The organism is Streptomyces sp. NPDC093149 (genome assembly GCF_044754145.1).
GTDB lineage: Bacteria > Actinomycetota > Actinomycetes > Streptomycetales > Streptomycetaceae > Streptomyces.
This window is the reverse complement of the sequence record NZ_JBIVON010000010.1, coordinates 1-21045: the sequence shown is the minus strand read 5'-3', so window position 1 is coordinate 21045 and position 21045 is coordinate 1. Positions and strand designations below refer to the sequence as shown.

The window sequence follows — 21045 nt, the reverse complement described above, 5'->3', positions numbered from 1 at the left end:
TGCCGCTGACACCCTCCGGCCCGCCGTTTCACGCGCGGCTCTCGACGCCCGGCGCTCGGGACAACACCGGGGCAGCCGGCACATGGTCGAGACGCTGCCGACCGCCGGACGTTTCGGTCCAGCGACACGGAACTGGCCTTGGTCCGCCGCTCCGCACCGCGCGTACGGTCGCGTCATGAGGATCCGAATCGTCGATACGTTCACCGACCGCCCCTTCACCGGCAATCCGGCAGGAGTCCTGCTGCTGGAGTCCGGCGCCTTTCCCGACGACGCGCGACTCCAGCGGGTCGCCATGGAACTGAACCTCTCCGAGACCGCCTTCGCCCACCCGCTGCCGCCTGGCGGCGAGGCGGACTGGGCGCTGCGCTGGTTCACGCCGACCACCGAGGTCGACATGTGCGGGCACGCCACACTCGCCACCGCGCACATCCTGCACACCACACGGACTGCGAGCGGCACAGTGCGCTTCGCGGCGCGCTGCGGAATCCTCGGCGCGACGGTGCACGAGGACGGCACGATCACGCTCGACTTCCCCACCGCCCCGTTGACACCCGAGACCGCCCCGGCCGGTCTGGCGGCCGCCCTGGGCGCGGAGCCGCTCTCCGTCCACGACACCGGTCCGCACATCGGCGACCTGGTCGTCGAACTGGCCGACGAGACGACGGTGCGAGGGCTGACCCCGGACCTCGCCGCAGTGGCCCGCCTCTCGCGGCGGGGCATCGTCGCCACGGCCGCAGCGCAGGACCCCGCCCGCGGCTACGACTTCGTCTCCCGCGGCTTCTTCCCAGGCGTCGGGATCGATGAGGACCCGGTGACCGGCAGCGCCCACACCGCACTGGCCCCCTTCTGGTCGGCGCGTTTCGACCGTGCCGAACTGACCGGACTCCAGGCCTCCGCCCGTTCCGGTCTGGTCCGCACGTCGCTGCGCGGCGACCGTACCCTGCTGACCGGCAACGCCGTCACGGTCATCGACGGCGAGCTGCTCGCGGCACTCTGAGCCTTCCGACGACGCCGTCGAGGGCGTACGGGAGCACTCCGTACGCCCTCAGCACCGCATCACCCGGGCTTCGCCACCCCGCCCCGGCACGTCCAGGCACGACTCAGACGTGCCTCGGACCAAAGTCATGGACCACCATGCGCACCTCCACGCGTCCCACGGGCCGCAACCGGCCATCGGCCGCGCCACGGCGCTCACGGCGTGGGCAGCCAACCCACCTTCCCAGCCAGCAGGGCGTATCCGACGAACGCCCCGATGTCGAGCAGTGCATGTGCCGCCACCAGCGGACCGACCCTCCCCCAACGCCGGTACAGAATCACGAAGACCACACCCATGACCATGTTGCCGATGAAGCCGCCGATCCCCTGATACAGGTGGTACGAGCCGCGCAGCACCGAACTCGCCACCAGAGCGGCCATCGGTGTCCATCCCAACTGCCCGAGTCTGCGCAGCAGATAGCCGACGACGATCACTTCCTCCACCACGGAGTTCTGCAGCGCGGACAGGATCAGGACCGGGAATTTCCACCACACGTCGGGCAGCGACTCCGGGACCACGGTCAGGTTGAATCCGGCAGCACGCGCCACCAGATAGAAGGCGAGCCCGGCGCTTCCGATCCCCGCCGCCACCATCACGCCGCGCCCCAGATCCGGCCACGGCCTGGTCCGGTCGAAGCCGATGGCGCGCAGGCCGGAGCCCTCCCTGATCAGCAGATGCGCGACAAGGGCGACGGGCACCAGAGCTGTCGCGATACCGAAGAGCTGCCAGGCGAGATCCAGCCATGGGCGCCCCGGCGCGTGCGAGCTGTTGAGTATCGCGGCCTGTTCCTTCAAACCCCCTGGTTTCGTCAGCGATCCGACAAAACTGATCAGGGCAGACACCCCGCTGGCCCCCAACGAGAGAGCCAGTACCAACATCGTTTCGGACCGCAGGATCCGTCGCGACACAGCCTCTTGAGGGAAAGAACCAGCCACGTACCCCGCCTCCATCTGTACACCTGCCTTGAGTTGTGCATTCACGCCCCGGACCGCTCCCCGTCCCGCTAGGGTCTCGAATGCAGGTACGAAGATCATGCGCGACAGGCCGGGGGACGACCACCATTGGCAATGGTGTGGTCCCCCTTTTCCTTGTTCATCCTCAAGGAGGGGCACCACCGACATGGGACGTCACAGCTTGCCCGACGACTACGCGACCGATGGCAGCGGGTACGGTCCCCCGCCGCGACGTCGGCGCACCGTCGCGATCGCGACCACGCTCGTGCTCACCGTGGCGGCGGGCACGGCGGTCGCGGCGCAGGGTGGTCTGCTGTCGTTCTCGAAGTCCTGCGAGGACTCCGCCGTACGCCTCTCCATGGTGGCCTCACCGGACATCGCCCCCGCCATGCGTGCGGTCGCCGACAAGGCGCGCAAGGACGACGTCAGATCCGACGGCCGCTGCCTGTACGTACAGGTGGTCGCCCGCGATTCCTACAAGGTCGCCGGTGCCCTCTCCTCCGGGACGGGTACCCCCGACTACCAGATCTGGCTGCCCGACTCCGATCTCTGGCTCGACCGGGTCAAGGGCTCCGGTGACGGCATCCCGATCACACCGGGCGATTCCATCGCCTCCTCCCCCGTCACCCTGGCCATGGTGCCGTCGGCGGCCAAGGGGCTCGGCTGGCCGAAGAAGAACTACACCTGGGCCGAATTGACGGCCGCGGCCATGGACTCGGACAAGGTGCGCCTGGGTTCGGCCGATCCCGCGCGCAGTGCCACCGGTCTGCTGGCACTCTTCAGCATCGGCGCGTCCTCCGAGAAGCAGGGCGGCGACAGCGACACCCGCGTCGCGGCCACCGCCAAACTGCTTGCGCAGCGCATGTCCGACGGTGACACCCAGGTGCTGGATACGCTGGCGCAGAACGATTCGGGCGCGAAGCAGGGCAATCCGGCGCACAATAAGGCGGTGCTCCTCTCCGAGCAGGCCGCGTTCGCGCACAATGCGGAGTCGACCGGCGGCGGGCGGCTCGATCTCTTCTATCCCAAGGACGGCTCCCCGCTGCTCGACTACCCCTACACGCTGGTCGACGAGACAAAGATGAGTACGTCCGAAGGCCGGGCGGCGCTCCGGTTCATGACGCTGCTCAACGAGCCCGGTGCGCAGTCCACCCTGCGGAAGTACGGCTTCAGGGACGTCGACGGGAAAGCCGAGGATTCCGTGGTCGCGTCGGCGGGCGGCAAAAAGCCTCAGCCGTACGCCACCGCGGCCGCCGCCGCGCCGTCCGCCGAGGAGCTCCAGCAGACGCTCGGGATGTGGACCATCACGGTGCAGAGCGCGCGGTTGACGACAGTCGTCGACGCGTCGGGTTCGATGGCCACGATCGTGCCGGGGCGCAACCAGTCCCGGATGGACGTCACCAAGGCGTCCCTCATCCAGGCGCTCGACCAGTTCACGTCGAACGACGAGATCGGGCTCTGGGAGTTCGCCACCACACTCGACGGCGACAAGGACTACCGCAGGCTGGTGCCGACGGGCCGGCTCGGCGACCCGGCCAAGGGCGGCGGTACGCATCGCGAGAAGCTCGCCGCGGCCTTCGCCGCGCTGCAGCCGGTGCCGGGCGGTGCGACCGGTCTGTACGACACCGCTCTGGCCGCGTACAAGGACGCCCAGGCGACCTATGTGAAGGGCAAGTTCAACGCTGTGGTGATCCTCACAGACGGCTCCAACCAGGACAATCACTCCCTCTCGCGCAGCGCCCTGATCGCGGAGCTGAAGCGGATCGCCGACCCGGAGCGTCCGGTGCCGCTCCTCGCCATCGCGGTCGGCCCCGAGGCCGACCGCGAGGAGGTCGACGAGATGGCGAAGGTGACCGGCGGCGGGGGCTACCAGGTCACCGACCCTGCCGACATCCAGGCCGTGATCCTGCAGGCCGTCATGACGGCCGGACAGAGCAACCACACCGCCCAGGAGTAGCGCGCCGCCCGGCGACGGGAGGCCACAGCACCCGCCGGCGCAGGCCACGACGCGGTCGCGGCACGAGGACGACGCCGGGCGTCGGCGCCCGCGACAACGGGGTCGCGGCGTAGGACGCAGCGGACATCGATGCCCGCCACGACGAAGTCCCACCACGCGGAAACGAGACGGACGCCCGCCACGACGGGCTCACGGCGCGGGGACACCCGTCGGCCAGCTGTGCACAGGTTCACCACTGTGCATCAGTTCCGCGTACCGGCGGGTCGTCGCGGCCAGTGCCGCGCGCCGTCCGAGCCCGGCCTCCCGGGCCCGGTGATAGGTGTCCACCTGCCAGGACGCTCCGTTCACGCGCCGCCTGCACCGCTCCTCGATGACCCCGAGGTAGCGGTCACGGTCCGCGGGCTCGATGTTCCAGGCATCGAGCCCAGCTGCCGCCAGCGGCAGCAGTTCGTCCCGTACGAGCTTGACGGCCGGCACCCGGGTCAGCCCGCCCGATCGGCCCGGCCGGGGCCAGATCAGCTCCGCGTCGATGCCGTGCCGGCAGGCGGTGTCGAAATTCTCCGCCGCGGCGGAGAACGGGAGCCTGGTCCACACCGGCCGGGACTCCTCGGCGAGCGCCCGTACGAGTCCGTAGTAGAGCGCGGCATTGGCGATCACATCGGTGACGGTGGGACCGGCGGGCAGGACCCGGTTCTCCACCCGTAGGTGGGGTACGCCGGCGGCCAGCCCGTACACGGGACGGTTCCAGCGGTAGACCGTACCGTTGTGGAGCACGAGCTCCTGCAACCCCGGTACCCCTCCCTCGTCGAGCACCCGCAGCGGTTCCTCCTCTTCACGGATCGGCAGCAGCGGCGGGAAATAGCGCAGGTTCTCCTCGAAGAGCTCGTACGCCGATCCGACCCATCGCTCGCCGAACCAGGTCCTGGGCCGCACCCCCTGGTTCTGCAGTTCGGGCGGTCTGGTGTCCGTGGCCTGCTGGAAGAGCGGCGGCCTCGATTCCCTCCACAGCTCCTTGCCGAACAGGAAGGGCGAGTTGGCGCCGAGGGCGATCTGAACCCCGGCAATGGCCTGGGCCGCGTTCCATACGGCCGCGAATCGTGCCGGCGTCACCTGCAGATGCAGCTGGACCGAGGTGCAGGCGGCCTCGGGGGTGATCGACGAAGAGGTGGAGATCATCCGCTCCACCCCCTGGATATCAAGGAAGAAATCCTCGCCGCGCGCAGCCACCATTTGATCGTTCAGCAGTGTGTAGCGGTCCGCGACCGAGAGGTTCGCCGCAACGAGGTCCGCGTGGCCCAGGGTGGGAAGAATTCCGATCATCACGATCCCGGCATCGACCTCACTCGCCTTCCGATGGGCATATCCGAGGCCGGTCCTGAGCTCTTCAGCCAGTTGATCGAAAACGCGTCCTTCCAGACGGTGCGGGACTATGTTCACTTCCAAATTGAACATCCCGAGTTCGGTCTGGAAATCACGGCTCGCGATGCGCGGGAGCACCTCGCCATTCATCATCTTCGGCATGCCGTCGACGCCGGCCAGATTCAGCTCGATCTCCATGCCCATGAGATTGCGCGGTCGGTCGAACCTCCGCTCCGCCAGGAGCCTCTCCAGCCCCTCCAGGCACTGATGAAGCTTCCTCCGGTACCTCTGCCGATCGGACAGGTCAAAGGCGCCCGACACGACCTTCTCCCCCATCGAAGCGTCCCTCCCTCAAGTGGGCGGCCCGCGGCCCAGGCCGCTCGCGTCACGATCGATAATGCCCAGGCCGGGTGATCCATAACGCCCCCGCGAACGCCGCACACCCAGTAATCTGAACGCGGCCGCCGGGGGCACATTCCCTCGGCATGAAGCAGTTTGCAGTTTCGTTCGGCCGACAGGCGGCGAAAACGCCGAAGCGTTTCGGCCGTCCGCGTCCGGGGAAAAATCCCTGGCGGCGGCTGCGCCGCTGACGTCAAATCAGCAGAATCTCCGCATAATAAAGTCTTGATACCGCCTTGTCTGCGACACCTGCGACGGCTAGTGGAATCACTGAGTGAACACGTGTCGTATAAACTTCGCGGACGAGGCAGAGAGTTGATGCACCGGCCCAGTCACCGGCCTCCTCTGGCCCCGCATGCCGACAGCGCCGTCTGCACCCGCCCACGCACCACCGTGTCTCCGAAGTGAGAGGCGACCCACTATGCCGCTGCATGTTCCCCCGGCCCCCGCGCCCGCTCTGCGCAGCGTTCTCGCGGCACTCGGTTCACCCACCGCAGTCCGCGAGGCCCGCACACCTGCTCTGCGATCGGCGCAGGGACAGCTGAGCCCCGAACTCCCGCTCCCGGTCCATGTACTGGACCGGATCGGGCCGGGCGGGCTGGCACCCGCCACCCGGCTCGCCGCGTGGCGGTTCCTGATCCGTACCTCGGAACAGGCAGTCGCCGCGGCGGACACCATGCTCACTCCGGACGGCTGGGCCTTCTCGCACTTCTTCGAGGGCCCCTACATCGCCTCGACCGAGCTCGCCCTGCGCCAGGCCGAGACGGTGACACCGCACTACCAGCCGCGGCTGCTGTCCATTCCGGAGCTGTACATGCTGGCGCTGTGGCTGCATGCCGACCCCGACGCCGACGCGTCCGGCGGAGCACTCGCCCCCACCGATCTGCTGGTACCACTGGCACCCGCGCCGCCCGGCATCGCGGCCCATCGCCCTCACCGGGTCGCCGATCTGCTCCGCGTGATGACGCTGCGCATCACCCCCGGCCCCGGCCCCCTGCTCGGGTCACCGGCCTGACGACGGACGCATCCCGCACATCAGCGCACTGTGCCCCGCCACCGCTCCGGGTGGCGGGGCACAGTGCTGCGGGGCGCACTCGGTGCCCATCCGGACTAGCCCGGTCCGACCACCCCGAACCACCCGAAGGGACAGTGCAGTTGCGGTGAACCGTCCGGCCGGGTGACGCGTCATCGGAGTAAGGAGAAGTGCTGCTGCGAAATCCCTGCGGATTGACGCCCGTAGGGCAACACTGGGACCGGACCGATCGATACGGGGGGCGGCCATGAACACCTCGTCAAGCCGCAGGACATTCACTACAACGCAGCGAAAGAACCCTTCCATGTGCCAGCACCAGCCACCATGCCCGACCGCCGACTCAGCCGACCGGGAGGCCGCCCGCCTTACGGCACACCATCCGGAACAGGGCTGGAGCCTGCTGTGCAACGGCGTCCTGCTCTTCGAGGACACCGGTGAGCTGCTCCCGGACGGGCAGATCATCGCCCCGCACCGGCCCCTGGGAACGGGCCGGGCCGTGAAGGCCGCCTGACCCCGACCGGTACGAACGGGGGCCGGCCCGGAGAATGCTCCGCACCGGCCCCGACGCATGCCCGCGTCACATCGTGTCGCTCATGCCTCAGTTGTCGTACTCGTCCAGCGGCGGGCAGGAGCAGACGAGGTTGCGGTCACCGAAAGCACCATCGATCCGGCGCACCGGCGGCCAGTACTTGTCGGCGGCCGAGACGCCGGCCGGGAAGACCGCCACCTCACGGCTGTATTCGTGCTTCCACTCCCCACCCAGCATCGCCGCGGTGTGCGGAGCGTTGCTCAGCGGGTTGTCGTCCGCGCCCCACTCGCCCGACGCCACCTTCTCGACCTCGCCGCGTATGGCGATCATCGTGTCGCAGAAGCGGTCGAGCTCCGCGAGGTTCTCGCTCTCCGTCGGCTCGATCATCAGCGTTCCGGCGACCGGGAACGACATGGTCGGGGAGTGGAAACCGTAGTCGATCAGGCGCTTGGCGATGTCGTCGACGCTGACGCCGGTGGACTTGGAGATCGGCCGCAGGTCCACGATGCATTCGTGCGCGACCAGCCCGGCCGGGCCGTTGTACAGGATCGGGTAGTGCGGTTCGAGGCGCTTGGCGATGTAGTTGGCGGCGAGTACGGCGACCTGCGTCGCGCGCTTCAGCCCCTCGCCGCCCATCAGGCGCACGTACGCCCAGGAGATGGGAAGAATGCCGGCCGAGCCCCACGGAGCGGCCGAGATCGGCCCGACGCCGGTCTCGGGACCCGCCGCGGGCTGCAGCGGATGGTTCGGAAGGTACGGCGCGAGGTGCGCACGCACGCCGACCGGGCCGACGCCGGGGCCGCCGCCGCCGTGCGGGATGCAGAAGGTCTTGTGCAGGTTCAGGTGCGAGACGTCGCCGCCGAAGCGGCCCGGCTTCGCGAGGCCGACCAGGGCGTTGAGGTTGGCGCCGTCGACGTACACCTGCCCGCCGGCGTCGTGCACCTCGGCGCAGATGTCCGCGACGTGCTCCTCGAACACACCGTGCGTCGACGGGTACGTGATCATGAGCACCGCGAGCTCGTCGCGATGCTTCTCGATCTTGGCGCGGAGGTCCTCGATGTCGACCTCGCCGTCGTCGGCCGTCTTCACCACCACGACCTTCATGCCGGCCATCACGGCGCTGGCCGCGTTGGTGCCGTGCGCGGAGGACGGGATGAGGCAGACGGTCCGCTGATCGTCGCCGTTGGCCCGGTGGTACGCACGCACCGCCAGGAGGCCTGCGAACTCGCCCTGCGATCCGGCGTTCGGCTGGATCGAGACCGCGTCGTACCCGGTGACCTCGGCGAGGCGCTCCTCCAGCTCACGGATGAGGGTGAGGAAGCCCTGTGCCTGCTCGGCCGGCGCGAAGGGATGCAGCGCGCCGAACTCGGGCCAGGTGATCGACTCCATCTCGGTGGTCGCGTTCAGCTTCATGGTGCAGGAGCCGAGCGGGATCATGCCCCGGTCCAGGGCATAGTCCCGGTCGGCGAGCTTGCGCAGATAGCGCAGCATCGCCGTCTCGGAACGGTGCTGGTGGAAGACCGGGTGGGTGAGGATCTCGTCGGTGCGCAGCAGGGCCTCGGGCAGCGCGTCCGCGGCGGCCGCGTCCAGCGCCTCGATGTCCCCGTCGGCGCCGAAGGCGGCCCAGACTGCGGCGATCTGCGTACGGGTGGTCGTCTCGTCGCAGGCGAGGGAGACCAGGTCGGCGTCGACGAGCCGGAGGTTGACACCTCGTTCGCGAGCCGCGGCCACGATGTCGGCGGCCTTCCCCGGGACACGGACGGTGAGGGTGTCGAAGTAGGCGCCCGTCACCACCTCGACGCCCGAGGCGCGCAGCCCCTCGGCCAGGATCGCCGCGTAGCGGTGGGTGCGCTGAGCGATCGTCCGCAGCCCGTCCGGGCCGTGGTAGACGGCGTACATCCCGGCCATGACGGCGAGCAGCACCTGAGCCGTACAGATGTTGCTGGTGGCCTTCTCACGGCGGATGTGCTGCTCGCGGGTCTGCAGGGCCAGCCGGTAGGCCTTGGTGCCGTCCACGTCGACGGAGACGCCGACGAGGCGGCCGGGCAGGCTGCGTGCGAACTGCTCGCGTACGGCCATGAACCCGGCGTGCGGTCCGCCGAAGCCCATCGGCACACCGAAACGCTGCGTGGTGCCGACCGCGATGTCCGCGCCCAGGTCACCCGGTGAGGTGAGCAGGGTCAGGGCCAGCAGGTCGGCGGCGACCGTGACGATCGCACCGAGGCCGTGGGCCTGCTCGATGACGGGCTGGATGTCGCGCACCGCTCCGGAGGCACCGGGGTACTGCACCAGGACACCGAAGACACCGCGCTCGGCGATCTCTGCCGGGATGCCGTCGGAGAGGTCGGCGACGACGACCTCGACGCCGGTCGGCTCGGCGCGGGTCTCGATGACGGCGATCGTCTGCGGCAGGGCATCGGCGTCGACCAGGAAGACGCCGTTCTTGACCTTGCCGACGCGCCGCGAGAGCGCCATGGCCTCGGCGGCCGCGGTGCCCTCGTCGAGCAGGGAGGCGCCGGAGGTGGGCAGCCCGGTCAGCTCGGCGACCATCGTCTGGAAGTTGAGGAGCGCCTCCAGGCGGCCCTGCGAGATCTCCGGCTGGTACGGCGTGTAGGCCGTGTACCAGGCGGGGTTTTCCATGACGTTGCGGAGGATCACCGGCGGGGTGAAGGTGCCGTAGTAGCCGAGCCCGATCATCGGGGCCAGCACCTGGTTGCGGTCGGCGAGGGCGCGCAGCTCCGCGAGGACCTCGGCCTCGGTGCGAGCGGTCGGCAGCCGGAGTGCCTCCGTGCTCTTGATGACATCGGGCACGGCTGCCGCGGTGAGCTCGTCCAGCGAGCCGTAGCCGACCTGGGCGAGCATCTTCGACTGTGCTTCGGCATCGGGACCGATGTGGCGCTGCTCGAACGGAATGCCCTGCTCCAGCTGGGAGAGCGGAGTGCGGCGGGGGGTCATGGTGGAGGCCTCCTGGTCTGTCACGACCTGCGAGGGGCACCACGGCGCGGGTGCCCGAACGGCCTCCCCCTCTGTCATCTCAACCTGAGAGCTTCACCGGCGCACCCTGCGGCGCACCGGCTTTCACCGTCGGTGAGGGAAGGAGCCGCATCGGCACTCGGCCGCACAGAACCCGCCCTGCTTTCCAGAGTGACCTCGTCCGTGCGGTACGGGGGCCTGAGAGATTCCGGGGAGGATTTGCTCCTTCGGCGCCTTCGGATCAGCTCCAAAGGACTCTCCCGCACGGGGTCAGCGGCCAGTACCAGCCTACCAGCGGGGTCGGTGGCGCCATTCTCGAGTGGCCAACCCCCCGGATCTGCACTTTTGTAGTGCTTGTGGAGTAGCCGCGACCCGTGGGAGGGACCGTGCAGACCGACATCGATCCGCGCAGCCTGATCGGCCGCAAGGCGTTCGACCGCAAGGGCACCAAGATCGGAACCGTGGACGAGGTGTACCTCGACGACGCGACCGGTGTCCCCGAGTGGGCGGCCGTACGCACCGGACTCTTCAGCCGGGACGCGTTCGTCCCGCTGGAACCCAGCGAATTCGTGGAGGACACGCTCCGCGTCCCCTTCGACCGTGCGCTGATCAAGGACGCACCGGACTTCGGCGTCGGCCGCCATCTCTCGCCCGAGCAGGAGCTCCAGCTCTACCGGCACTACGGCCTGGACTCTGCGTTCGAGGAGACCGGCCCGGACAGGGACTTCGGCAGACTGGCCGGCCAGGACGAGTAGTCCACCGGGTTCCGGACCAACGGCAACGGCTCGGCCGGCTGCAGGGCCGGATCGTCGACCCGGAACGTCCGCACCCGGCCGGGCGCCGACTCCGGTTCCTCGAACCGCACCGTCACCCGGCCGACACCGCTGCCCTGCACCCAGCCATGGCCGTATGTGTCGTGGCGTACGTCGTGTCCGGCGGTCCAGCTCCGTGCGGCCGGCTGCTCTGCGCTCCCCGGGGACTCCTCCGGCGCACCGCTCCCCGGCTCCTCCCCACGGCCTCCCGCCGTCGTTTCCTCCTCGGCCGCTTCCCCGGTCGCGGCCCGCTCACCGGCGGCCTGTGCGAAGAGATCCTCCTGCGTGTAATCGGCGAGCCCCGTGACGCCCACACCGAGGAGCCGTACCCCTCCGGTGGTGTCCACGGCCTCCAGGAGCCGTGCGGCGGCCTCCCGGACCACCGTGGGGTCGTCCGTGGGCCCACGCAGCGTCTCCGACCGTGTGAGCGTGGAGAAGTCGTACCGGCGCACCTTCAGCACCACCGTCCGACCGGACCGCCCCGCCCCCCGCAGCCGCTGGACACATCGGTCGGCCAACCGCTCCACCTCCGTCCTGACCCGCACCCGGTCGTGCAGGTCCGCATCGAAGGTGTCCTCCACCGACACCGATTTGGCGTCCCGCTCCGCGACCACGGGCCGGTCGTCGTACCCGAGCGCCATGCGATGGAGCGAGCCTCCGTGCGCCCTCCCCAGCAGGCGTACGAGCTCCGCCTCACCCGCCTCGACGAGGTCGTCCACCGTCGTCATCCCGGCGCGGCGCAGATGGTCCGCCGTCGCGGGTCCGACGCCGGGGAGGATCCGTACCGGCATGGGTGCGAGCAGCTCCCGCTCCGTGCCCGGTTCGATGAGCAGCAGCCCGTTCGGCTTGGCCTCCTCCGAAGCGATCTTGGCAAGCATCTTGGAACCGGCGAGCCCGACCGAACCGGTGAGCCCGGTGACCGCTTTGATGGCCGTACGCAGCTGCTCGCCGACCTCCCGCGCGGAAGCCGAGTCGTCGGCCGCCCCGCCCGCCTCCAGGTCCACGAAGGCCTCGTCGAGGCTGAGCGGCTCCACCAGCGGGGAGAGCCGCCCCAGCAGCTCCATCACCTGGTCGCTGACCGTCCGGTACAGGAGGAAGCGCGGCACCAGGTAGGCCGCGTTGGGGGCCAGCCTCCGCGCCTGCGCCATGGGCATCGCCGAGTGCACCCCGAAGCGCCGCGCCTCGTACGAGGCGGTGGCGACGACTCCGCGGGGCCCCAGCCCACCCACCACGACCGGTTTGCCGCGCAGGCTGGGCTTCGACGCCTGCTCGGCGGAGGCGTAGAAGGCATCCATGTCGAGATGCAGGATGGTGGGCGCGGCTCTCACATCAATCGATGCTGCCCTACGGCACCGACAATCGCCGCGCCCGATTCCGCTACGGGGTCAGCCGGCGCGGTTGCGTCGCCGCGCGAGTTCATCGGTGGGATTGTTCCCGATCAGTGTCTCGCCGGTGTCCACCCGCTCACCGTGCAGCTGTGACAGCGCCGCATCCACGTCCTGCCACACCACGCCCACAGCGATACCGAAGACCCCCTGGCCGCCCTGGAGCAGACTGACGACCTCGTCCGGCGAAGAGCACTCGTAGACCGTCGCGCCGTCGCTCATCAGCGTCATCCGCTCAAGATCCTGGAATCCGCGGGCCCTCAGGTGTTGAACCGTGGTGCGGATGTTCTGCAGCGCGACGCCCGTGTCCAGGAATCGCTTCACGATCTTCAGCAGGACGACGTCCCGGAAGCTGTAGAGCCGCTGCGTGCCCGAGCCGTATGCGGGGCGCACGCTCGGCTCGACCAGCCCCGTACGGGCCCAGTAGTCGAGCTGCCGATAAGTGATCCCCGCAGCCGCGCAAGCCGTCGGCCCGCGATAACCGATGTCGTCGGCCGATGCCACGCCGCCCCCCGCCACCGCCGCCGGTTGAACCGGTTGCCTGATGGTGTGGCCGGCTGTATTCCCCTGCTGCGGATACGGCCCACCCGCTGCCGTACCGTCGCCGCTGCTTCTCACGCCGACCTCCGTCCTTGTCCTGCCATCTCGAAGGTAGGCAGTCACTCGGGGTGCGTCAACGATCGCCACACTCGGCACGCCGAGTGATAATCACCCTGAGGGTGGTTTCACGTGACGTGCGAGCGGGAAAGGCTTGTCGGATGCGCTGACGGCGGTCCCGCAGAACGGTCACGGACTGTTGGTACCGAAGTCCTCCGGTGAGATCTGGTCGAGGAACTCGCGGAACTTCTCCACTTCGTCCTCCTGCTCGTCCGGGATGGCGATACCCGCGTCGTCCAGCACCCCGTCACTGCCGTAGATCGGCGTTCCGGTGCGCAGGGCGAGCGCTATGGCGTCGGACGGCCGCGCGCTCACCTCGACCCCGCTGGCGAAGACCAGCTCCGCGTAGAAAACCCCTTCCCGCAGGTCCGTGATACGGACCTCGGTGAGCTCCTGGCCGACGGCCTCGAGCACATCCTTGAAGAGGTCATGGGTCAGCGGCCTGGCCGGTGCCATGCCCTGCTGGGCAAAGGCGATCGCGGTCGCCTCACCAGGACCGATCCAAATGGGGAGGTACCGATCGCCTCCCACTTCACGCAGGAGCACGATCGGTTGGTTGGAGGGCATTTCCACCCGGACACCCACAACGTCGAGCTCGTTCACACAGCAACCCTAGGACGTGCTCGGCAGGTTTGGGTAGTCGGGCACCGACGCGATCAGTGGAACCGGACCCGCAGAGCCGCCTGCACCAGGGCCGAATGAAGCCGTACGGACAGCTCTCCGAGCTCCCGCGCGGTGGCCTCCGCGTGTGCCCTGGTCTGCGGATTCCGGTGTCGGCGCAGGGGCGCGACCACCTGCTCGACAAGTCCGGCCTCACGGTCCGCGGCCGCTCGCATGGCGCGCAGGTGACGGGGTTCCAGACCGAATCGGCCCAGATCCGCCACAAGCTTGGCCACCGTGACCATCTCGGCGTCGTATCCACCCTCGGAGGCCGGAACGACCAGGCCGTACGACTCCCACTCGGCGAGGTCACTCTCGGTGACCTCGGCGGCCGCGAGCAGTTCGGCTCTGCCGATCCGGGCTGCGGTAGCCCGTCCGGGCTCCGCCTCCCAGCTGCCGTCGGTCAGATCCCGGGGACCGCCTCCGGACGGCAGGGCGGACCTCTCACCGCGGGCAAGGGCCTCCAGATGTTCCCGGATGACCTTCAGCGGCAGATAGTGGTCCCGCTGCATACGCAGCACCTGAGCCAGCCGCTCCACGTCGGCCCCACGGAACTTGCGGTAGCCGGAGGGGGTCCGCTGCGGCTCGACGAGCCCTTCGGCCTCCAGAAAGCGGATCTTGGAGATCGTCACCTCGGGAAACTCGTCCCGCAGCTGCAGGAGCACCGTACCGATGCTCATCGGGCGGTCGTCGGCCGTGGCGGTGCCGTTACCGGCACCGCCCGTCGGTGTTCTCAGCATGGACCTTCCCTGACGGGTCAGATGCCCCGCTGGCTCGCGTAGAAGACCAGCCGGTACTTGCCGATCTGCACTTCGTCGCCGTTGGACAGTGCGACGGAGTCGATGCGCTCGCGATTGACATAGGTGCCGTTCAGGCTGCCGACGTCCCCGACCGTGAAGCTGCCGTCAGGCATCCTGTGGAACTCCACATGCCGCCGCGACACCGTCACGTCGTCGAGGAAGATGTCGCTCTGCGGGTGGCGGCCGGCCGTGGTCAGCTCCCCGTCGAGCAGGAAACGGCTGCCGGAGTTCGGACCACGTCGCACCACCAGGAGCGCCGAGCCGAGCGGGAGAGCGTCGACAGCTGCCTGTGCCTCGGGCGAGAGGGAAGGTACGGGCGTCTGCCCGGTGGCCTCCGCCTCGTACGCCTCCAGACCGGAGATGGAGATGGTCGAGGTCGTCTCCGAGGCACGCTCGGGAATTCCGCCCCTCAGCGGCGCACCGCAGTTGGAGCAGAAACGACTGGCCTCGGTGTTGCGATGCCCGCACCTCGTACAGACCGGCATGGACGCACCCTCCTGCCTCGGGCTGAACCCTCCACCCGTACTTGAGGTTGACGGTTCCCCGAAACCTATGCGGCCGGCACCGGCAGGGTCAACGGACGACGCGCCGGAAACTCCCGAATTGTCACCGCTCGAACCGGATACCTGATCGCGGTAGAGCGGGCGCTCCGAGCCCTGCTCGTCCGCCTGGCCATGGCGTGGTGCGCGATGGCGGGCAGCCTCATCGCGAGCGCTCTTGCCGAACAACTTCCCAAACAACTTCACGGGCGATTCCCCTTGACCGAAATAGACCCGCCCGTGGGGCAGGACGAACCCTGAATGAACACACCTGCCGACCCGGACATCTTCACAACGTCCGTATCCACTCGACAGTTTCCACCACGCACCACCTTTACGATGCGCCGACCCCCCGCAACCTCCCGCCCGTGTCCTTCGACCCCTCCGCGTCGCCGCCTCACCGGGTCGACGACCGAGCGTAGTCAGGCCGCTTCGCCGGTCGCAAGACATCCACGACGATGTCGTCCGCCTGCTCCACATGCACAGTGGCCTGCTCCTTCTCCAGTGTCTGCACCACACCCCCGGGGATGTTCAGGGCCGGCTCCAGATCCTGGGGCTTGCCGATCACCTTGAACACATACGGCGCGGTGATCTTACGATCGTCAACCTTGACATGGCCGCCGTCACCGGAAAAGTAGGTATTGGCCACCACCCTCACCCCGTTGACCTCGATCGCCTCGGCGCCCGCCGCGCGCAACTCCTGGAGCGCATCGAGCAGCATGTCCGCCTTGACACCGTTCCCGGGGTCATTGACCGTGAGCGTGATCCCTGGACCGTGTGCTGCGACGGTGCCCGCGAGGATACCGAGTTGCCGCTCCTTCTCGACCGTCTGCTTGCGCGCCTCCTCGGCCTGGTCGGAGCTGTTCTCCAACTCCGTGCGCTGGGCGTCGAGGCGCTGCTTCTCGTCCTCCAGACGCTGCGTACGGTCGTCCAGCTCGTCGAGGATGCGGACCAGGTCCTCCTGACGGGCACCACGCAGAGCGCTGTTGTCGCTGTTCGAGCGCACCTGAATGGCCAGCCCGAGACCGAGGACGAACAGCAGCAGCGCGACGACGAGTTGGGCCCTTGTCACCCGTGGCGGCCACAGCCCGGCGATCAGCCGCTGACGCCCGGTGAGCTCCTTGGCGGCACCGGCAGCCTGCTCGCCGGTACGCTCCTTGTCGCTGGGAAGTTCTTCGTTGGTCATCGGCCTCAAGCCCGGAAGACGTGCCGTCGGATGGCCGCGGCATTGGAGAAGATCCGGATCCCGAGCACGACCACGACACCGGTCGAGAGCTGCGCTCCGACGCCCAGCTTGTCGCCCAGGAAGACGATCAGCGCGGCCACCACGACGTTCGACAGGAACGACACGACGAAGACCTTGTCGACAAAGATTCCGTCGAGCATGGCCCGCAGACCGCCGAAGACTGCGTCCAGGGCAGCCACGACGGCGATCGGAAGATAGGGCTCGACCACCGCCGGCACCTCGGGCCGGACCAACAGTCCGACCACGACTCCCACGACGAGGCCCAGTACGGCGATCACGATGTGCCCTTCCTTGTGTCTGCCGCACCACTGCCGGTGTCTGCGGCCTTATACGGCTCTGCTGTTCGTACGATCAGGCTCGGCGCGACCGGGAGACTCACCTTCTGCTGCACGGACATGCTCGTCCGGATGTCGAAGGTGTCCTTGAGCGCCTGCAGATACTGGCCGTCGGCACTGGCCTGGAATGCGCTGCTGAGCGGCTTTCCGTCCCCCGCCGCCAGCACCGTGTACGGCGGCACGAGCGGTCTGTTGTCGACCAGTATGGCGTCGCCGGCCGCACGGATCGCCGACAGTGCCGTCAGCCGCTGCCCGTTGATCGAGATCGCTTCCGCGCCGGACTGCCACAGGCCGTTGACGACCCGCTGCAGGTCCCGGTCGCGAACCCGCCCGGTGTCGGTGAATCCGCTGGTCTCCCTGGGCCCGCCGCCACCTTGATCGGTGCCCTCGGCATCGTCGACCACGAGCTTCACGCCGGGCCCTACCACCGGCGTCGCCCCGGCAAGCAGCGCCACCAGCTCTCCCTGGTCCCCGCCGTGCTTCTCCAGGGCCTTGCGCTGACGTCTGCCCACATCGTCGCGGAGCTTGTCGACCTGCGCCTCAAGGGTGTCGGCCGTCGCCGTCTCTCCGTCGATACGGTCGATCAGTTCCTCGCGTTCCTTGGCGAGGACCGGCGCGGAGACACGTGCCTGCGCGGCCCCGAGCGTGACGACGAGGGCAGCGAGAACCAGACATGCCGCGAGACCCAGTTTCGACTTGAGCGTGCGGGGCAAACCCGCGCTTCCGTCGGCCTGGCGACGTGCCGACGCCTCGGCGTATCCGTCGTCCAGGCTGTGGTCCATCACGTTGGTCAGCAGCGACATGGACGCGTCGGGGCGCGCTCGTGGCGGGGCGATACTCCGATCGGGGGTCTGCTGCGACATGCCGCACATCGTCGCACGTCGCCACCGCTACCGCCGAATGGCCCCACCGGTGCGCCCGGAGACGCCGCAGAGCGCCACCGGGCTCACCGATGAAACCCTCACTGACCTGCGCTGTCCACGACTCCGGCCCATTCGTCCAGCAATGCCTGCGCGGAGGCGTCGTCCGGGCCCTCGGCCCACAAATGGGTGACAGCCTCGGCCGGGTCCGGCAGCACCATCACCCATCGCCCGTCGGCCTCCACGACCCGCACACCGTCGGTCGTGTCGACGCTGCGGTCCCCGGCAGCCTCGACGACCCGCCGCATGACCATGCCCTTCACCGCCCAGGGTGTGGCCAGATCACGTCGCAGTACGTGGGCACGGGGAATACGGGCATCGATCTGGCTCAGGGTGAGCTGGGTCCTGGCGACGAGCCCGAGAAGCCTCACGAAGGCGGCGGATCCGTCGAAGACGCTGCTGAATTCCGGAACGATGAAGCCGCCGCGGCCGTCTCCACCGAAGATGGTGCCTTCCTCGCGTCCCACGCGCGTCAGATCGTCGGGCGACGTCGTCGTCCACTCGACCTGCGTGCCGTGGTAAGCCGCGACCTGCTCGGCGACCCGGGTCGTGGTCACCGGCAGCGCCACCCGCCCGCTGCGCCGCTCGGCCGCCACGAGGTCCAGCATCACCAGCAGCGCCCGGTCGTCCTCCACGATCCTGCCTCGTTCGTCGACCAGGGAGAGCCGCTCGCCGACCGGATCGAAGCGCACACCGAACGCGGCTCGCGCCGAGGAAACGATCTCGCCCAGCCGCACCAGCCCCGACCGCCGGGTTTCGGCGGACTCGGTGGGCCGTGCCTCGTCGAGCCCTGGGTTGATCGTCAACGAGTCCACACCGAGCCGCCCCAGCAGGCTGGGCAGAACAAGGCCCGCACTGCCGTTGGAGGCGTCGACGACCACCTTGAGACCCGCGTCGGCGATCCCAGCGGTGTCCACGTTGCGCAGCAGCGAGCCCGTGTACGAGTCGAAGACGCTGGACGGGAAGTGCAGATCCCCGATCTCTCCGGGAAACGCCCTGCGGTACTCCTGACGTGCGTACACCCGGTCCAGCTTCCGCTGCCGTGCCTGGGAGAGATCGGCGCCCCGCTCGTCGAAGAACATGATGTCGACCGAATCGGGCACACCGGGAGATGTACGGATCATGATGCCGCCGGCGCTGCCCCGCGCCGTCTGCTGGCGCGCGACGGGCATCGGTACGTTCTCCAGGTCCCGTACGTCGATGGCACTGGCCTGAAGCGCAGAGATCACCGCTCTCTTCAGCGCACGCGCACCGCGGGAGTGGTCACGCGCGGTGGTGACCGTCGAACCCTTCTTCAGAGTCGTGGCGTAGGCTCCCGCAAGCCGGACCGCCAGCTCCGGCGTGATCTCGACGTTCAGAATCCCGGACACCCCGCGGGCTCCGAAGAGATGGGCCTGTCCACGCGATTCCCAGATCACCGAGGTGTTGACGAAAGCTCCGGCCTCGATGGTCTTGAACGGGTACACGCGAACATTTCCCTGAATGATCGATTCCTCACCGATCAGACACTCGTCCCCGATGACCGCGCCGTCCTCGATGCGGGCGGCCCGCATGACGTCGGTGTTCTTACCGATCACGCACCCGCGCAGATTGCTGTGCTGCCCGATATAGACGTTGTCGTGCACCACGGCTTTGTGCAGGAAGGCTCCACTCTTGACGACCACATTCGACCCGATGACCGTGTGCTCACGAATCTCCACCCCGGCTTCGACTTTCGCGTAGTCGCCGATGTACAGGGGACCCCGCAATACCGCGTCGGGATGCACCTCCGCCCCTTCTGCGACCCACACACCCGGCGAGATCTCGAAGCCGTCGATCTCGACGTCGACCTTCCGCTCAAGGACGTCGGCCTGGGCCTTCACATAGCTCTCGTGGGTACCGACGTCCTCCCAGTAGCCCTCGGCGACATAGCCGTAGATCGGCTTGCCTTCCTTCATGAGCTGCGGGAAGACATCACCGGACCAGTCCACCGAGACATCGGCTTCGACATAGTCGAACACCTCGGGTTCCATCACATAGATGCCCGTGTTGACCGTGTCCGAGAAGACCTGACCCCAGGTGGGCTTCTCCAGGAAGCGCTCGACCTGGCCCGCCTCGTCCACGATGGTGATGCCGAATTCCAGAGGATTCGGCACGCGGGTCAGGCACACCGTCACCAGACCGCCCTTTTCCTTGTGGAAGGCGATGAGGTCGGTGAGATCGAAGTCGGTGAGCGCGTCACCCGAAATAACGAGGAAGGTGTCGTCCTTCAGTGCTTCCTCGGCATTCTTCACGCTCCCCGCGGTGCCGAGCGGCTTCTCCTCGTTGGCGTAACTGAGCTCCATCCCGAGCTCTTCGCCGTCCCCGAAGTAGTTCTTGACCAGCGAGGCGAGAAATTGGACCGTCACGACGGTCTCGTTGAGCCCGTGCCGCTTGAGCAGCCGAAGCACATGCTCCATGATCGGCCGATTGGCGACGGGCAGAAGCGGCTTGGGCATGCTTGAGGTCATGGGGCGAAGACGAGTACCTTCGCCACCAGCCATCACGACGGCCTTCATGTCGGAAACGTCCTCCTTGAAGAGACGACGGTCAAGCCGACTTCGCCCGTCGGGGCGCCATCCGGGTCATCAGCGGCGGGTCGGCCACACTGCGCGACACCGCGTCAACGAGCTCAATCGGCTACTGCATCCGCCTTGACGAGTCGGCGGACCTGAACCACGTAGAGGATCCCTGCCCACCAATAGAGCGTTGTACCCCAACCTGCGAACGCCCATCCGAAAATGGCAGCCAGCGAAGCAAGCCAACCACTTCCGTCACTGAGCAGCAACAAGGGGAACGCGTACATCAGGTTGAACGTGGCAGCCTTCCCCAGGAAGTTCACCTGGGGCGGCGGATAGCCGTGCCGTCGAAGAATTCCCACCATCACGAGGAGCATGAGTTCGCGTGCCAGAAGGGCTGCGGTGAGCCACAGTGGCAGAATCTCCCGCCAGGTCAGCCCGACGAGGGTGGAAAGGATGTAGAGGCGGTCCGCAGCAGGGTCCAGAAGCCGGCCGAGGCTGCTGATCTGGTTCCACCGGCGGGCGAGCTTACCGTCGAGGTAGTCGCTGATCCCGCTCAGCATCAGCACCAACAGGGCCCAGCCATCGCTTTTCGGACCGCCGAACTCGGGGCGAAGAATCAACCACAGGAAGAGCGGAACCCCGACAAGGCGCGCCATGCTGAGGATGTTGGGGATGGTGAGCACCCGGTCCGTCTGAACCCGAGTCTCCTGGACCTCCACCCGGGGGCCTCCTGTGTGAAGAACGTGCCAATGATGCCCCCTGACCCTACCGTCAGCCGCCATCAGCAGGCACACGGGGGTGACGCAGGCATCTCGTGAACGCGGAAAAGCCCCGTGCCACAAGGACACGGGGCTTCCCGTAAAAGGAGTTCGGCGGCGTCCTACTCTCCCACAGGGTCCCCCCTGCAGTACC

18 protein-coding genes and 1 riboswitch are annotated in these 21045 nt (G+C 68.2%); of the genes, 5 read left to right on the top strand and 13 right to left on the bottom strand.

Features of this window, described 5'->3' with window-relative positions; translation table 11 throughout:
- Window positions 1–175 precede the first annotated feature (175 nt).
- Entirely contained in the window at window positions 176–997 is an 822-nt protein-coding gene (locus ACIQCZ_RS27380; protein ID WP_402285701.1) for a PhzF family phenazine biosynthesis protein, read from the top strand.
- A 194-nt stretch (window positions 998–1191) separates the two neighbouring features.
- Here the strand turns inward: ACIQCZ_RS27380 and ACIQCZ_RS27375 are convergent, their stop codons facing one another.
- Window positions 1192–1986 carry a CPBP family intramembrane glutamic endopeptidase gene (locus tag ACIQCZ_RS27375; RefSeq protein ID WP_402286240.1) on the bottom strand — a complete coding sequence of 265 codons (795 nt, stop codon included), beginning with the start codon at window positions 1984–1986 and terminating at the stop codon, window positions 1192–1194.
- A 169-nt stretch (window positions 1987–2155) separates the two neighbouring features.
- Between ACIQCZ_RS27375 and ACIQCZ_RS27370 the strand changes: the two genes are divergently transcribed.
- Window positions 2156–3946, top strand: a complete 1791-nt coding sequence (locus ACIQCZ_RS27370) for a substrate-binding and VWA domain-containing protein (RefSeq protein ID WP_402285699.1) — start codon at window positions 2156–2158, stop codon at window positions 3944–3946.
- 189 nt (window positions 3947–4135) lie between these two features.
- On the opposite strand, the gene ACIQCZ_RS27365 is transcribed toward ACIQCZ_RS27370, so the two are convergent.
- Window positions 4136–5641: a glutamate-cysteine ligase family protein gene (locus ACIQCZ_RS27365; RefSeq protein WP_402285696.1), complete on the bottom strand. Its 1506-nt coding sequence runs from the start codon at window positions 5639–5641 to the stop codon at window positions 4136–4138.
- A 484-nt stretch (window positions 5642–6125) separates the two neighbouring features.
- Between ACIQCZ_RS27365 and ACIQCZ_RS27360 the strand changes: the two genes are divergently transcribed.
- A complete protein-coding gene (locus ACIQCZ_RS27360) occupies window positions 6126–6719 on the top strand; it encodes a hypothetical protein (RefSeq protein ID WP_402285693.1) in 594 nt (197 codons plus the stop codon).
- Window positions 6720–7041: 322 nt separating this feature from the next.
- A complete protein-coding gene (locus ACIQCZ_RS27355; protein WP_351083398.1) occupies window positions 7042–7248 on the top strand; it encodes a DUF5999 family protein in 207 nt (68 codons plus the stop codon).
- An 87-nt stretch (window positions 7249–7335) separates the two neighbouring features.
- On the opposite strand, the gene gcvP is transcribed toward ACIQCZ_RS27355, so the two are convergent.
- Window positions 7336–10221 carry an aminomethyl-transferring glycine dehydrogenase gene (gene gcvP / locus ACIQCZ_RS27350; RefSeq protein ID WP_402285692.1) on the bottom strand — a complete coding sequence of 962 codons (2886 nt, stop codon included), beginning with the start codon at window positions 10219–10221 and terminating at the stop codon, window positions 7336–7338.
- A gap of 194 nt (window positions 10222–10415) precedes the next feature.
- A riboswitch (glycine riboswitch) is annotated at window positions 10416–10512 on the bottom strand.
- A 113-nt stretch (window positions 10513–10625) separates the two neighbouring features.
- On the opposite strand from gcvP, the gene ACIQCZ_RS27345 reads away from it, so the two are divergent.
- Window positions 10626–10994 (top strand): PRC-barrel domain-containing protein, encoded by a 369-nt coding sequence (locus tag ACIQCZ_RS27345; RefSeq protein WP_402285690.1) that lies wholly within the window; start codon window positions 10626–10628, stop codon window positions 10992–10994.
- Here the strand turns inward: ACIQCZ_RS27345 and ACIQCZ_RS27340 are convergent.
- From ACIQCZ_RS27340 to ACIQCZ_RS27295, 10 genes are all read right to left on the bottom strand, one after another.
- Window positions 10919–12379, bottom strand: a complete 1461-nt coding sequence (locus ACIQCZ_RS27340; protein WP_402285688.1) for a DNA polymerase IV — start codon at window positions 12377–12379, stop codon at window positions 10919–10921. The two genes, ACIQCZ_RS27345 and ACIQCZ_RS27340, sit on opposite strands and share 76 nt — an antisense overlap.
- A 57-nt stretch (window positions 12380–12436) precedes the next feature.
- Window positions 12437–12982: a MerR family transcriptional regulator gene (locus ACIQCZ_RS27335; protein ID WP_376325267.1), complete on the bottom strand. Its 546-nt coding sequence runs from the start codon at window positions 12980–12982 to the stop codon at window positions 12437–12439.
- A gap of 240 nt (window positions 12983–13222) precedes the next feature.
- Window positions 13223–13696, bottom strand: a complete 474-nt coding sequence (locus ACIQCZ_RS27330) for a bifunctional nuclease family protein (RefSeq protein ID WP_402285687.1) — start codon at window positions 13694–13696, stop codon at window positions 13223–13225.
- Window positions 13697–13749: 53 nt separating this feature from the next.
- Window positions 13750–14493 carry a MerR family transcriptional regulator gene (locus ACIQCZ_RS27325; protein WP_402285686.1) on the bottom strand — a complete coding sequence of 248 codons (744 nt, stop codon included), beginning with the start codon at window positions 14491–14493 and terminating at the stop codon, window positions 13750–13752.
- Window positions 14494–14510: 17 nt separating this feature from the next.
- The gene (locus ACIQCZ_RS27320; protein ID WP_402285683.1) at window positions 14511–15299 is read right to left on the bottom strand and encodes an FHA domain-containing protein; all 789 of its coding nucleotides are present in this window, start codon (window positions 15297–15299) and stop codon (window positions 14511–14513) included.
- Between the two features lie 190 nt (window positions 15300–15489).
- On the bottom strand, window positions 15490–16278 hold the full coding sequence (locus ACIQCZ_RS27315) for a DUF881 domain-containing protein (protein ID WP_402285680.1): 789 nt from the start codon (window positions 16276–16278) through the stop codon (window positions 15490–15492).
- A gap of 5 nt (window positions 16279–16283) precedes the next feature.
- Window positions 16284–16616 carry a small basic family protein gene (locus ACIQCZ_RS27310; RefSeq protein ID WP_003970459.1) on the bottom strand — a complete coding sequence of 111 codons (333 nt, stop codon included), beginning with the start codon at window positions 16614–16616 and terminating at the stop codon, window positions 16284–16286.
- Window positions 16613–17536: a DUF881 domain-containing protein gene (locus ACIQCZ_RS27305; RefSeq protein ID WP_402285678.1), complete on the bottom strand. Its 924-nt coding sequence runs from the start codon at window positions 17534–17536 to the stop codon at window positions 16613–16615. Before ACIQCZ_RS27305 ends, ACIQCZ_RS27310 begins: the two co-directional genes overlap by 4 nt.
- A 98-nt stretch (window positions 17537–17634) precedes the next feature.
- Entirely contained in the window at window positions 17635–20130 is a 2496-nt protein-coding gene (locus ACIQCZ_RS27300) for a sugar phosphate nucleotidyltransferase (protein WP_402285675.1), read from the bottom strand.
- Window positions 20131–20243: 113 nt separating this feature from the next.
- Window positions 20244–20852 (bottom strand): CDP-alcohol phosphatidyltransferase family protein, encoded by a 609-nt coding sequence (locus ACIQCZ_RS27295; RefSeq protein ID WP_351083380.1) that lies wholly within the window; start codon window positions 20850–20852, stop codon window positions 20244–20246.
- Window positions 20853–21045: the final 193 nt, after the last annotated feature.